11 protein-coding genes are annotated in these 14,169 nt (G+C 30.0%); 9 read left to right on the forward strand and 2 right to left on the reverse strand.

Going from position 1 to position 14,169, the window contains the following annotated elements; translation table 11 throughout:
- Nucleotides 1–17 precede the first annotated feature (17 nt).
- From HUJ77_RS00320 to HUJ77_RS00330, 3 genes are all read left to right on the forward strand, one after another.
- Nucleotides 18–3,323, forward strand: a complete 3,306-nt coding sequence (locus HUJ77_RS00320; protein ID WP_291706573.1) for a UvrD-helicase domain-containing protein — start codon at nt 18–20, stop codon at nt 3,321–3,323.
- Nucleotides 3,324–3,823: 500 nt separating this feature from the next.
- Nucleotides 3,824–5,815: an NAD-dependent DNA ligase LigA gene (gene ligA / locus HUJ77_RS00325; protein WP_291706574.1), complete on the forward strand. Its 1,992-nt coding sequence runs from the start codon at nt 3,824–3,826 to the stop codon at nt 5,813–5,815.
- A gap of 6 nt (nt 5,816–5,821) precedes the next feature.
- Entirely contained in the window at nt 5,822–6,109 is a 288-nt protein-coding gene (locus HUJ77_RS00330; protein ID WP_291706575.1) for a hypothetical protein, read from the forward strand.
- 134 nt (nt 6,110–6,243) lie between these two features.
- Here HUJ77_RS00330 and HUJ77_RS00335 read toward each other — a convergent pair whose 3' ends face one another.
- The gene (locus tag HUJ77_RS00335; protein ID WP_291706576.1) at nt 6,244–7,326 is read right to left on the reverse strand and encodes an ATPase; all 1,083 of its coding nucleotides are present in this window, start codon (nt 7,324–7,326) and stop codon (nt 6,244–6,246) included.
- 377 nt (nt 7,327–7,703) lie between these two features.
- Here HUJ77_RS00335 and HUJ77_RS00340 point away from each other — a divergent pair, with 377 nt between their 5' ends.
- The 6 genes from HUJ77_RS00340 to glpK all read left to right on the forward strand — a co-directional run bounded on the left by HUJ77_RS00340 (nt 7,704) and on the right by glpK (nt 13,267).
- Complete coding sequence (locus HUJ77_RS00340; RefSeq protein WP_291706577.1) at nt 7,704–8,534, forward strand: transporter substrate-binding domain-containing protein; 831 nt, start codon at nt 7,704–7,706, stop codon at nt 8,532–8,534.
- A gap of 111 nt (nt 8,535–8,645) precedes the next feature.
- Complete coding sequence (locus HUJ77_RS00345) at nt 8,646–9,326, forward strand: amino acid ABC transporter permease (RefSeq protein ID WP_291706578.1); 681 nt, start codon at nt 8,646–8,648, stop codon at nt 9,324–9,326.
- Nucleotides 9,313–10,035, forward strand: coding sequence for an amino acid ABC transporter ATP-binding protein (locus tag HUJ77_RS00350; RefSeq protein ID WP_291706579.1), 723 nt, complete (start codon nt 9,313–9,315; stop codon nt 10,033–10,035). Before HUJ77_RS00345 ends, HUJ77_RS00350 begins: the two co-directional genes overlap by 14 nt.
- Before the next feature lie 276 nt (nt 10,036–10,311).
- Nucleotides 10,312–10,872, forward strand: a complete 561-nt coding sequence (locus HUJ77_RS00355) for a glycerol-3-phosphate responsive antiterminator (RefSeq protein WP_291706580.1) — start codon at nt 10,312–10,314, stop codon at nt 10,870–10,872.
- Nucleotides 10,873–10,987: 115 nt separating this feature from the next.
- Nucleotides 10,988–11,743: an MIP/aquaporin family protein gene (locus HUJ77_RS00360; protein WP_291706581.1), complete on the forward strand. Its 756-nt coding sequence runs from the start codon at nt 10,988–10,990 to the stop codon at nt 11,741–11,743.
- A gap of 27 nt (nt 11,744–11,770) precedes the next feature.
- Complete coding sequence (gene glpK, locus HUJ77_RS00365; RefSeq protein ID WP_291706582.1) at nt 11,771–13,267, forward strand: glycerol kinase GlpK; 1,497 nt, start codon at nt 11,771–11,773, stop codon at nt 13,265–13,267.
- A 134-nt stretch (nt 13,268–13,401) separates the two neighbouring features.
- Here the strand turns inward: glpK and HUJ77_RS00370 are convergent, their stop codons facing one another.
- Entirely contained in the window at nt 13,402–13,860 is a 459-nt protein-coding gene (locus HUJ77_RS00370) for a DUF2798 domain-containing protein (RefSeq protein ID WP_291706583.1), read from the reverse strand.
- Nucleotides 13,861–14,169: the final 309 nt, after the last annotated feature.

Consider the following 14,169-nt stretch of genomic DNA (forward strand, 5'->3'; position numbering starts at 1 on the left):
GGAAAGGAGCTGTATAGATGGATTTAAAGTCATTACTTAACAGAGAGCAATATGAAGGGGCCACTACTGTAGAGGGTCAAGTATTAATACTAGCAGGAGCTGGTTCAGGAAAAACTAGAGTTTTGACATATAGAATGGCTCATATGATAAATGATTTAGGTGTTTTACCATATAAAATCTTGGCTATAACTTTTACTAATAAAGCTGCTAAAGAAATGAAAGACAGAGTTAAAGCTTTAATAGGAGAAAGAGCTGAAGATATGTGGATATCAACCTTCCACTCTACTTGTGTAAAGATACTTAGAAGAGAAATAGATAAAATAGGATATAAAAAGAATTTTACAATTTATGATACTTCAGATCAAAAGACTCTTATGAAAGAGTGTATGAAATCTTTAAATATAAATGATAAAGATATAACCTTACAAGAAATAATGGGTAAGATAGGTAAAGCTAAGGATAATATGCAAAGTCCTGCAAGCTTTATGAGAGAACATGAAAGTAATTTTAGAGAAAAGAAAATAGCAGATGTCTATGAAATGTATCAAAAGAGACTAAAGGAAAACAATGCCTTAGACTTTGATGATTTAATATTTAAGACAGTAGAGTTATTTAAAAGTAATAAAGAAACTTTAGAATTCTATCAAAGAAAATTCCAATATATTATGGTAGATGAGTACCAAGATACAAATAAAGTTCAATATGAATTAATTAGATTACTTGCAGAGAGTCATAAGAACATCTGCGTAGTAGGGGACGATGACCAGTGTTTAGTTGAAGGAACTTTAATTGAAGGCGAAAATGGAAAAATTAAAATAGAAGAATTAAATGAAAATAATAAGGTTAGAGTTGCCGTAGGTAATGGTGAGAGCAAATTACTAGAGGTTAAGAATATTGCTAAAAGAAATTATGAAGGCACTATAGTAAAAGTAATTACTGAAAGTGGAAAAATTATAAAATCTACACCAAACCATTTAACATTTACTAGAGTTTTAAATGGAGAAGGAAAATACTACGTTTATCTTATGTATAAAAATGGATTTGGTTATAGAATAGGGCAAACTTCTTCAATTAGAAGTAGAGAAAATAGAAAAGCTAGTGGATTAGCAGTTAGATTAAACGGAGAACAAGCAGATAAGATGTGGATACTAAAGGTTTGTGAATCTAAAGGAGAAGCAACTTATTATGAAGAATTTTATTCTGTTAAATATGGCATTCCTAAAGTAGTATTCAATGCTAGAGGAAGAAATATAAGCTTAAGACAAGAGCAAATAAATAATTTATTTAAGGAAATAAATACTTTTGATGCAGCAGATAAATTAATGGAAGAAGAATTTTTATATAAAGATTATCCTCATCACATAAGTTCTGCAGTGATTAGAGGAGAAAGTATAAGAAAGTTAATTAATTTAAGCTTCTTTGGTGGACGTAAATCAAAAGAAAGAGGAGTTTACTCACATAGAATAGGTCTAAATACTTCAGGAGGAGAAGATAAAAATAAATTTGTAGCTGCTGGATTTAATGTTAGAGATGGCCAAAGAAAAACTTTTAGAGTAGAAACAGAAAGAGCCTTATATGATGATGCAGAAGAATTTGCTAAAAAGCTTGAAAGAACTTGTGAGGACTTTGAAATAGTTAAAAAGGCAAAATTAACTTCTGATAATACTTTTAAGTTTATGCCAATGGGTAGCTTAAGAGTAGGAATGGCATTACCTATTTTAGATGATAATAATATTATTGAAGATAAAATAATTTCTGTAGAATTTGAAGAATATAATGGAAATGTTTATGATTTAAATGTAGATTATGCAAGAAATTATATAGCAAATGACATTGTTGTTCATAACTGCATATATCAATGGAGAGGGGCTGATATTAGGAATATACTAGACTTTGAGAAGGACTATCCTAATGCAAAAGTAATAAAACTTGAACAAAATTATCGTTCAAAGGGAAATATTTTAGATGCAGCCAATGTAGTTATAGTTAATAATGCCAATAGAAAAAGTAAAGTTTTAAGAACTGAACAAGAATCAGGAAATAAAATTAAAGTATATAGAGCATATTCAGACTCCGATGAAGGAAACTTTGTTGCAAGTCAAATTAATAAAATAAAGAAGGAAGAAAATAAAAGCTTTAAAGATTTCGCAATTCTTTATAGAACTAACGCTCAATCACGTATATTTGAAGAGAGTCTAAGAAGAAATGATATTCCATATAAAATTTTAGGTGGAACTAGATTCTATGATAGAAAAGAAATTAAAGATATGCTTTCATATTTAAAGGTATTAATAAATCCTACAGATAGCATAAGCTTAAGAAGAATTATAAATGTTCCAAAGAGAGGAATTGGAGATGCAACTGTTAATAAAGTTGTAGATTTTGCTGATGATTATGAGCTTCCATTATGGGATGCTTTAAATACAGTTAGAAATATCCCAACTCTTACTGCAAGAAATTGTGGTGGAATAGAAGTATTTATGGAAATGATGGAAAGATTCGTAGATATGAGCGAAGTTTTACCTGTATCTGTTTTAATAGAAACTATATTAAAGGAAACAGGATATATAGCTGAGTTAGAAAAGTCAGATGAAATAGAAGATAAGAGTAGAATAGAAAACTTAAAAGAATTAGTATCAGATGCTGTTGATTTTGAAAAGAGTAATGAAGATAAGAGTTTATCTGCATACTTAGAGAAGGTATCCTTAGTTCAAGATACTGATAAGCTTGAAGAGGAAGATGATACAATAGTTTTAATGACAGTTCATAGTGCTAAGGGGTTAGAGTTCCCGGTAGTATTTATGGTAGGAATGGAAAATGGTATCTTCCCAGGAGTTGCCTCCTTTGATAGTGAGTCAGAAATGGAAGAGTCAAGAAGACTTTGCTATGTTGGGATAACTAGAGCTAAAGAACAACTATTTATGACATCTGCTGAAGTTAGGAGACAATTTGGAAGAACTGTAGCCTATCCTCAATCTGATTTCATAGCAGAAATCAAACCAGATTTAAAGGAATATGTATCAGCCACTGGAGGAGCACAAGAAACAAGAAAAGCTATGTTCAAACCAGAAAGCAGCTTTAATAATCCTCATAGTTTAAGAGGAAGCTCTATGAATAAACCAAAACCACAACCGCAAAAACCTACATCTACAGTTTCAGGAGATGAGATTACTATGGGAAGAAAGGTAAAACATAGCAAATTTGGAGTTGGAACAGTAGTAGCAATTGCAGATACAGGAAGCGATAAGAAACTTACTATAGCCTTTGATAGCCAAGGGATAAAGATACTTATGCTTTCATTAGCAAACCTAGAAATGCTGTAGCAAATGCATAATGCACAATGTACAATGCATAATTAAGGTATAAATTCCTCCAAGGTCGGAATTTAGGGGAATGAAAGAATGAAGCTTCTCTTTTGCATTGGCAAAATCGAAATGAAAGAATTAAAGAATAAAGGTATAAATTCCTTGGGAATTTATAAATTTTCATAATTCAGCTTGCTGAATTATATCAACAATTATGCATTATGCATTATTAATTGTGCATTGATTAAAGTGCGCAATGCATAATTAAGGTATAAATTCCTCCGAGGTCGGAATTTAAGGAATTAAAGAATGAAGCTTCTCTTTTGCTGACGCAAAATTGAAATGAAAGAATGAAAAAACTTATATAATGAATAATGCTTATTGATAAATTTATAATTAAAGTATAAATTCTCACATAGTGAGAATTTTAAAACTTTCATAATTCAGCTTGTCTGAATTATTTCGACAATTATCAATTATGCATTATTCATTATCCATTATAACTAGGGGTGTTTTATTTGGATAAAAAGAAAAGAATTGAAGAATTAGTTGAAGAATTAAATAGATATGCTTATGAATATTACGCTTTGGATAATCCGTCAGTTACTGATCAGGAGTATGACCAAAAGTATTATGAGCTTAAGGCTTTAGAGGAAGAAATAAATTATGTTCTTCCGTATTCTCCTACTGTTAGAGTTGGTGATAGGATTTTAGAGGGATTTGTTAAGTATCCTCATAGAGCTAGACTTTGGAGTTTAGATAAGGCTCAAAGTATTGATGAATTAAAGGCTTGGCATAATAGAAATCTTAGATTTATTAGTGAAATGAATATTAGAGGAGAGGTTTTACCAGCTCCAAGATATGTTCTTACTAAGAAGTTTGATGGATTAACAGTTAATTTAACTTATGATGAAAATGGTATATTAGCTTCTGCAGCTACAAGAGGTAATGGAGAAGTTGGTGAAGAAGTATCAGCACAGGTTAAAACAATAAAATCTATTCCTTTAAGAATAGATAATAGTGATTTATTCGAGATACATGGCGAAGCTATAATGACTACTGAAGCCTTTGAAAATTATAATAAAACTGCAACAGTTCCTCTTAAGAATTTAAGAAATGGTGCAGCTGGAGCTTTAAGAAATCTAAATTTAAAAGAAACTGCAAAGAGAAATTTATCAGCATTTTTCTATGATGTAGGATATAAAGAGGGAGAACCTTTTAAGACTTATGAGGAAATGCTAAATTTTATAAAAGAAAAAGGATTTCCAATGGATGAATATGTTAGATATTGTTCATCTATAGAGGAAATAGAAAAAGAAATAGATTATATAAGAAGTATAAGATTTGATTTAAATTATGATATTGATGGTGTAGTTATAGCTATTGATGATATTAGAACAAGAGAGCTGTTAGGATATACAGTTAAGTTCCCTAAGTGGGCAATAGCATATAAATTTGAAGCTCAAGAAGCTACAACAAAATTATTAGAAGTTGAATGGAATGTTGGAAGAAGTGGTAGAGTTGGACCAACTGCTATATTAGAACCAATTGATCTTGCAGGTGTAACTGTTAGAAGAGCTACCTTAAATAATATAGATGATATTAGAAGAAAAGGTGTTAGAATTGGTGCCGAAGTATTTGTAAGAAGATCTAATGATGTTATTCCTGAAATTATGGGAGTAGTAGATTCTTCATTAGAAGGAACAGAAGAAATAAATGTTCCTGAAACTTGTCCAGCTTGTGGAGCACATTTAGTACAAAATGGAGTTCATTATTTCTGTGAAAATACATTGTCATGTAAACCACAAATGGTAAAGAGTATAGTTCATTTTGCATCTAGAGATGCCATGAATATTGAAGGCTTCTCTGAAAAAACTGCTGAACAATTATTTGAAAAGCTAGATATTAAATCTATAGCAGATTTATATAAGCTTAATAAGGAAGAATTATTACAATTAGATAAGTTTGGACCAAAGAAGGCAGAGAATCTTTTAAATGCAGTTGAAAAAAGTAAGGAATGTGAATTATATAGATTTATATATTCTTTAGGAATTCCTAATGTAGGAGTTAAAACTGCTAAAGATTTAGTTAATAAGTTTAAATCTATTGATGGTTTAAAAAATGCAAGTTTTGAAGATTTAGTATCAGTTCAAGATGTTGGAGATATAGTAGCTAGAGGTGTAATGGAATTCTTTAAGGAAGAAAAAGCCGTTAATACTATTAATGAACTTTTAGAGCTTGGAGTTAATCCAATATTTAAAGAAAAAGAAATAATTGCTAGTCCTTTTGAAGGAAAAACTGTAGTAGTTACTGGGACATTAAAGAATTATTCAAGAGGAGAAATAAAAGCTAAACTAGAGCTTTTAGGAGCTAAGGTAGCTGGCAGTGTTAGCAAGAAAACAGACTATGTAATAGCTGGAGAAGAGGCAGGTTCTAAACTTACAAAAGCTATTGACCTTGGAGTAAATGTATTAAACGAAGAGGAGTTTGAAGATTTAATAAAGGAGTAGAGGGATATGAAGAAGTTTGATTTTAAGGAGTTATTTACACTAATATGCACAATAGCAGCAATTTTAACTAGTGTAATTATTGTACTTACTTTTTTAACAACATATCATTTCATTAACATTATGCCAATGTTTAATTCATATTTCCCATTACAAATAGGTATATGTATTACAATGGCATTATGGGGAATTAGATTTCTATTAAATAGTTTTGGAAAGGAAAAATATATTTATTCAATACTATGTATAGCTATTTCTATTATTTCTTTATTATTCATAATAAACTTAGTTAAATAATAAGTAGTGTGCTTTCGCACAATAATTCTACATTTTACATTTTAAATTCTTAATTAGAGGCTGCCTAGGCAGCCTCTTTATTTGTGCCACAGCACTTTTTAAGGAGTATTAATAAGAATTTGAGTTCTATATATTTATATATATTTTGTTAGCTTGTTAATTGTGTCATTAAAAATACTATTTAATAAATCAAAATTTAAAGATTTTATATAATAAGATTCTAAATCATCATGAATGGTATGAGCATTAGATATTAATTTTAATGCTTTATCAGTTAATTCATTAAAAATATACTTATCATATTCTATTTCTTTTTCATTTTTCTTTAAAATAGAATTATCACAAAAATCTTCAATATTATAGATTTTACCCTCAAAGGAGCATTTACTAATTTCGTTTTCAGTAACTATTGAAACTGATATTTCAGGAATTAAAATATGCTCAATTCTTTCAGGATTAAATGGGTCATGGAGATATTCTACGAAGTAGCCCTTCTTTTGAGCAAGCTTTCCTAATTCTAAAAGGATTTTAGTCTTGCTGAAACCAGGACCTCCTTGTAATACAAACTTGTGTTTATAATTAGCAACCAAATCCTGGGTAAAGGTGAGTATTCCACTAGGTGTAAATGCCGTTGCAAATATATGCCTTTCATCACCAAATCCAGATTTTTGCTTATTAAAAACTTCTTCCTTAAGACTATCAGTTATAGTAATTATTTTACTATAATCCAGAGCCTTAGAATTTAATCTACTCCAATCATCGTGGATAGGTTTAGCTGAAGAAAGAAATTTGTAAGCTCTTTGGAAATTGTTGCTTATTTCTTTATATACACTAATTAATTCTTTTTTGTTTAAAGAAAGAGCATCATTATCTAGGGCAATTCCCATATTTATTATTTCATCAATAGCACCAGGATATATTGGATCCACCATATGTGGAGCAGTGCCATCAAGCATAGCGATTTTTAATTCTGGTATTACTATTCCATCAAGAGATTTCTCATCAGAAGAACAATGATTATATTCAACTGAATAGCCTTTATCTAGAAAGAAAGCGGCTACCTTTTTCATCAAATAAGATTTTCCAGTTCCTGGACCTCCCTTAATACAAATAACTCTATTAGCTTCCTCTTTATTAATTAGATAGTTAAAAAATGAATGGAAGCCCTTATAAGTATTACCTCCTAGGAAAAAATGCCTTTCTTTGTTATAAGTCAAAAAATATCACTCCTAATTATTGCTGTACTAATGTTCCAATAATAATATATGTATTTATAAGAAAAGTGTAACTGCATAAAAAAATTAATATAAATACAATCTGACAACTTTATTTTATGCATAAATTTTCAATATTAATTAAAGTTTATGTATAAAAGTTCTTAAAAAATGAATAATATAATTCGACTTATCATATATAAAACATAGTATTTCTATAAAAAATAGGAGTTTTTTATAGTGAAAATAATAAAAAATTATAATTATAAAAAAATATAAAAAATTAATAAAAAAGTATTGCATAAAAATGAAAACTAGGTGTATAATTATGCTATCGTAAAAATAGAGGGCAAGAAGTAAATAATTAGGGGGGTTTAAACATGAAAAAAGGAATGTTAAAGAAGATATTTGCAATAGCAACTATCGGAGTAATGAGTATAGGATTAATTAGTTGTGGAAAGAAAGCTGATGAAGGAGACAAGCTATCTCAAATAAAAGCAGATGGGAAATTAGTTGTAGGTTTAAGTGCAGATTATGCTCCTTATGAGTTTCATATAATTAATAGTGAAGGAAAAGATGAAATAGTAGGATTTGATATTAATATTGCTAAAGAAATAGCAAAAGATATGGGAGTTGAATTAGAAATTAAAGACATGGATTTTGATTCATTAGTAGCAGGAGTACCATCAGGTAAGATAGATTTAGTTATATCAGCTATGACTCCTACAGAAGAAAGAAAAGAAGCAGTAGACTTTTCAGATATTTACTATGTAGCTGAACAAGGAATAGTAGTAAGAGCAGAAGATAAAGATAAATATAAATCTTTTGCAGATTTAAAAGGACAAAAGGTTGGAGCTCAAATGGGTGCTATTCAAGCAGATGTAGCTAAAGATAATATCCCAGAGGCTGATATTCAATTATTATCAAATGTTAATGACTTAGTATTAAGCTTAAAATCAGGAAAAATTGAAGCTTTAGTAGTTGAAGTGCCAGTTGCTGAAATGATAGTTAAGAATAATTCAGAATTAGTAGTTGGTGAAGAAACTGTTAAAGATACTGAAGGTGGTTCTGCTATAGGATTAAAGAAAGGCGAAAAAGAATTAGCAGATTCAGTTAACAGTACAATTAAGAGAATTAAAGAAGAAAAATTATTAGATCAATTTATTATAGATGCTAATGCATTAGCTGAAAAGCAAGTTGAAAAGCAATAAATAAATTTGTAAAAAATGAATTAAATCTAAGTAAAATGAAGTAATTGGAGGAGTTATCCTCCGATTATTCATTTTTTAATTTGTAAAAAATATAGATAAGGGGTGTAAGGTTTGACATTAGATTTTAGTTTTTTATCTGAATATTTGCCATATTTTTTAGATGGTGTTAAGTGGACATTAATTATATCAGCTATAAGTGTATTGTGTGGTGTACTTCTTGGTGCTATTTTAACATTAATGAAGAGATCACAATTTACAATATTAAAAATAAATCCATTAAAGCTAATTGCAACTACATATATTGAAATAATTAGAGGGACGCCAATGCTTCTTCAAATTATGATAGTATATTATGCTTTCGATGAATTATTTGGAATAAATATGGGAGCACTACCAGCAGGTATTATAGCTGTTTCTTTAAATTCAGCAGCATATGTATCTGAAATAATAAGAGCAGGTATAGACGCTGTAGATAAAGGTCAATATGAAGCAGCAAGAAGTTTAGGTATGAGCAAGATAATGGCAATGAAACTTGTTGTAATGCCACAAGCAATCAGTAATATTTTACCAGCAATAGGTAATGAATTTGTTACTGTAATTAAGGAATCTTCAATGGCATCCGTAATTGGAGTTGGAGAAATCATGTATGCAGCTAAGGTTATTAGAGGTAAGACTTATAGAGGTTTTGAACCATTAATAGTTGCAGCAGCATTCTATTTTGTAATTACATTTACATTAGGAAGACTAATGAATTATATAGAAAGGAGAATGAAGGCCGGTGATCAACGTTAAAAATTTACACAAATATTTTGGAGAAAATGAAGTTTTAAAAGGTATAGATGAAACTATAAACCAAGGTGAAGTGGTAGTAGTTATTGGACCTTCAGGCTCTGGAAAAAGTACTTTTTTAAGATGTTTAAATCTATTAGAAGTTCCTACTGATGGAGAAATTATTTTTGAAGGCAAGAATATAACAGATAAAAATACTAATATTAACGAAGTAAGAGAAAAGATGGGAATGGTATTCCAACAATTTAACTTATTTCCTCATAAGACAGTTTTAGAAAATCTAACTATTGCCCCTATAAATGTAAAGAATAAATCTAAAAATGATGCAATAATAAAAGCAAATGATTTATTAAATAAAGTAGGTTTATTAGATAAGGCAGATGCTTATCCATCATCATTATCAGGAGGCCAAAAGCAAAGAATAGCAATAGCAAGAGCTTTAGCTATGGAACCAGATGTTATGTTATTTGATGAACCGACATCAGCATTAGATCCTGAAATGGTAGGAGAAGTTTTAAATGTTATGAAGGATCTTGCAAAAGAAGGTATGACAATGGTAGTTGTAACTCATGAAATGGGATTTGCAAGGGAAGTTGGAGATAGGATTTTATTTATGGACGGAGGAAAGATTGTAGAACAAGGAGCTCCAGAGGAAATATTCGATAATCCTAAGAATCCAAGAACACAAGATTTCTTATCTAAGGTTTTATAAGCTTTGTTAAAGATGTATTAAAGTCAAATTTAATACATCTTTTTTCTTTAAATATTTCCTTGGAAAATAGGTTCTTTTAAATAATATACGCATTATATTAAATATAAATATAAAAAAGGTTAAATATGTATATTATTCGAATGTTTATATTTTAACAATAAATACAAAATGTAGAAAAATACATTATAGATATAATTGACAGTAACTTTTGAGGATGTTAGAATGATAGTGTTCTGTAAATGATTACAAAATATAAGCTTTAAGGATAGTGATTTAATGAGTAGTTTTAAAGATATATTAGAAGAAAATCCAGTTGTTGCTGCTATAAAAGATGATAGTGATCTTGAAGCAGCATTAGAGAGTGACCTAAAGGTTATATTCGTTTTATATGGTAATATACTTAATATGAAGTCAATAAGTGACAGGATATCAAGTAGCAAAAAAATAGGTATTATACATGTGGATTTAGTGGAAGGCCTTTCTAGTAATGAATATGCCTTAAAGTTCCTAAAAGAAAATACAAGCTTTAAAGGGATAATAAGTACAAAACCACAGGTATTAAGAAGTGCAAAGAAACTTGGGTTCATAGTTATTCAAAGAATTTTTATGATAGACAGCTTATCTAAGAAAAATATGAAAAATCACTTAGTTAAGGAATGTGATGCAATAGAGATTCTTCCAGGACTATTATTTAAGATAATTAAAGAGATTTCATCAACTTTGGATAAACCTCTAATATCAGGAGGCCTAATATCTGAAAAAGTGGATGTGGTAGAAACATTAAAAAGTGGAGCAACAGGAATATCCACCACTAATAAAAACATATGGTATATGTAGAAGAGATTTGGAGATAAACTACATAGAACTGTTCGGGCAGTTTTATGTAGTTTTTGTTATGATTATATTTTAATTTAAAATATAAAAATTAAATATTTAAAAGGGGAGAAAAAACATGCAAGCTTATTTTTCTGAATTCATTGGTACTCTTATTTTAATTTTACTTGGTAACGGAGTTGTTGCAAACGTTGTCTTAAGAAAGACAAAGGGTAATTCTTCAGGATGGATTGTTATTACAGCAGGATGGGGATTCGCTGTAGCAATTGCGGCTTATATTACAGGATGGATGGGTGGAGCTCATTTAAATCCAGCAGTAACTATTGGACTTGCAGCATCAGGATTATTCCCATGGGATAAAGTTTTAATGTATATTGTTTGCCAAATGCTTGGTGCTATGGTAGGTATGCTTATAGTTTATGCTAACTACAAATTACATTATGATGAAACAGAAGTTGGAGAAGATGTTAGAGGTACTTTCTGTACAGCTCCAGCATTAAGAAGCAATTTATACAATTTTATTGGTGAATTTACTGGAACTTTCGTATTACTTATAGGTATAAGAGGAATAACTTACAGTGAAGTATTTAAAACTACACTTCAAGGACCTGGAGGAGATATAGTAGGTACAGTAGGTATAATGGGTTCATTCTTAGTAGGTATTTTAGTATGGGCAATAGGCTTATCATTAGGTGGAACAACTGGATATGCTATAAATCCAGCTAGAGATTTAGGACCTAGAATAGTACATGCTTTCTTACCAATGAAAAATAAGATTGACTCAGATTGGTCATATTCATGGATACCAGTAATAGCACCTATATTAGGAGGAGTTTTTGGTAGCTTAGTTTTCGATTTTATTTTAAAATTATAATTGTAATAGATGAAGGAGTTGGGATTTATGAAGAAATATATTATAGCTTTAGACCAAGGTACTACTAGTTCAAGAGCAATAGTTTTTGATAAGGAACAAAATATATTAGGAGTAAGCCAAAAAGAGTTTACTCAAATATATCCTAAAGAAGGCTGGGTAGAACATGATCCATTAGAAATTTGGGCAACTCAATATGGAGTTCTTCAAGAAGTTATAGCTAAAACTAACATTAGCCAAGACGAAGTAGCAGCAATAGGAATTACAAATCAAAGAGAAACAACAATAGTATGGGACAAAAATACTGGAGCTCCAGTATATAATGCTATAGTTTGGCAATGTAGAAGAACAGCAGACATATGCGACAATTTAAAAGCTAAAGGGTTAGAGGGATATATAAAAGAAAATACAGGATTAGTTGTTGATGCATACTTCTCAGGAACTAAAATTAAATGGATATTAGACAATGTAGAAGGAGCAAGAGAAAAGGCTGAAAGAGGAGACTTATTATTTGGAACTGTAGATACATGGCTTGTATGGAAGTTAACAAATGGAAAGGTTCATATTACAGATTACACAAATGCTTCTAGAACAATGCTTTACAATATAAAAGACTTAAAATGGGATGATAGGATTTTAGAAGAATTAAATATTCCAAAATCTATGTTACCAGAAGTTAAAAATTCATCAGAAGTATATGGATATACTAATCTTGGAGGAAAGTCAGATGTAAATGTTCCTATAGCTGGAATAGCAGGTGACCAACAAGCAGCTTTATTTGGCCAAACTTGTTTTGAAAAAGGAGAAGCTAAAAACACTTATGGTACTGGATGTTTCTTACTAATGAATACTGGTGAAGAAATGGTTGAAAGTAAAAATGGACTTTTAACTACTATAGCAATAGGCTTAGATGGAAAGGTTCAATATGCTTTAGAAGGATCTGTTTTCGTTGGAGGAGCAGTAGTTCAATGGCTTAGAGATGAATTAAAATTAGTTAATGATTCAGCAGATACTGAATACTTTGCAACAAAAGTTGATGATAATGGTGGAGTTTATATAGTTCCAGCTTTCGTTGGACTAGGAGCACCACATTGGGATATGTATGCAAGAGGGGCCATTTTTGGTTTAACTAGGGGAGCAAATAGAAATCATTTAATTAGAGCGGCATTAGAATCAATAGCATATCAAACTAAGGATCTTATTGATGCTATGAAGGAAGACTTAGGAACAGAACTTAAGGGAATAAAAGTAGATGGAGGAGCAAGTAGAAATAAATTCTTAATGCAATTCCAATCTGATATATTAGGAACAAATGTAATTAGACCTATAATATCAGAAACTACAGCTTTAGGAGCTGCTTGCTTAGCAGGACTTGCAGTAGGATTCTGGAAGGACAAAGAAGAAGTTAAGAAATTCTGGCATAAGTCAGATGAATTTGAACCAAATCTAGATGCAGACAAGGTTAAGAAGTACTGCAATGGATGGTCAAAGGCAGTTAAGAGATCATTAAGATGGGAAGAAGAATAAGATAAAATAGGGGTTGCTTAGGCAACCCTTTTTTAATGCATAATTAAGGCAAAAACTCCTTTGGGAGTTTTTAAATACCCCCTTACAACTATTTTGGTGTAAGGGGGTATTTATTATACTTAAGCTTTTTAGTATTACTTTTCTTTTACTAATGTACTAAATAATCTTCTTACTACTGGACCAGCAAAGAATATTTGGAAGAAAAATGCCATTGGGAAATTCATAACTGTTTTTTGTAACCATACAGCAATTATATCTCTTCCTGGATTTGCAAAAAGAATAGTTGCAATTAAACTCATGATTGGGCACATTAAACATACAGTCATAGAAGATATTGCAAGAATTATAAATATCTTTTTATCATCTACTGAAACTATATTAAAGGCTAGTTTTTTTGCTAATTTTCCAATTATAAGATATTCAAGAGCTACTCCAATTGGCCACATTATTGGCATTTCATATAATGCTATAAGAAATATTTCGTTGTACATTCCACCCATAGCAATTGCAATGTTGTAGCATACCATAGCATAAACCATGATAAATACCATCATAGTTGAAAAAATAAAACTTTGTAATTTTGTCTTTGGCATAAGTAGTGCCTCCTTTTTATAAAATAGGCATAAAAATATATGTGTGTTGTTCGTTAATCAGTGAAAAGCTCACATGTATCGTTTCCAATTAGTACCAAAGTTTTTATGCATTTTTTTTGACCTCAAATATAATACCATAAATCTAAGAGATGTGTAAGTTTTTTTATAAAATTTTAAGTATTATAAAAATTGCCAAGCCAATAAGATAATTAGTAATGCATAATTTATGAAATAAATCAGACAAGCTGAATTATGAAAATTTATAAATTTCATAGGAATTTATTCCTTAATTCTTTCATTATTTCATGC

Origin of the sequence: Clostridium sp. (assembly GCF_021443865.1) — a bacterium.
Taxonomy (GTDB): domain Bacteria; phylum Bacillota; class Clostridia; order Clostridiales; family Clostridiaceae; genus Clostridium.

What these genes read in the sequence shown, in the direction of transcription:
- HUJ77_RS00360 (WP_291706581.1), top strand. Translation starts at nt 10,988, where the DNA reads ATGCAAGCTTATTTTTCTGAATTCATTGGTACTCTTATTTTAATTTTA.
- glpK (WP_291706582.1), top strand. Translation starts at nt 11,771, where the DNA reads ATGAAGAAATATATTATAGCTTTAGACCAAGGTACTACTAGTTCAAGA.
- HUJ77_RS00320 (WP_291706573.1), top strand. Translation starts at nt 18, where the DNA reads ATGGATTTAAAGTCATTACTTAACAGAGAGCAATATGAAGGGGCCACT.
- HUJ77_RS00355 (WP_291706580.1), top strand. Translation starts at nt 10,312, where the DNA reads ATGAGTAGTTTTAAAGATATATTAGAAGAAAATCCAGTTGTTGCTGCT.
- HUJ77_RS00340 (WP_291706577.1), top strand. Translation starts at nt 7,704, where the DNA reads ATGAAAAAAGGAATGTTAAAGAAGATATTTGCAATAGCAACTATCGGA.
- HUJ77_RS00330 (WP_291706575.1), top strand. Translation starts at nt 5,822, where the DNA reads ATGAAGAAGTTTGATTTTAAGGAGTTATTTACACTAATATGCACAATA.
- HUJ77_RS00370 (WP_291706583.1), bottom strand. Translation starts at nt 13,860, where the DNA reads ATGCCAAAGACAAAATTACAAAGTTTTATTTTTTCAACTATGATGGTA.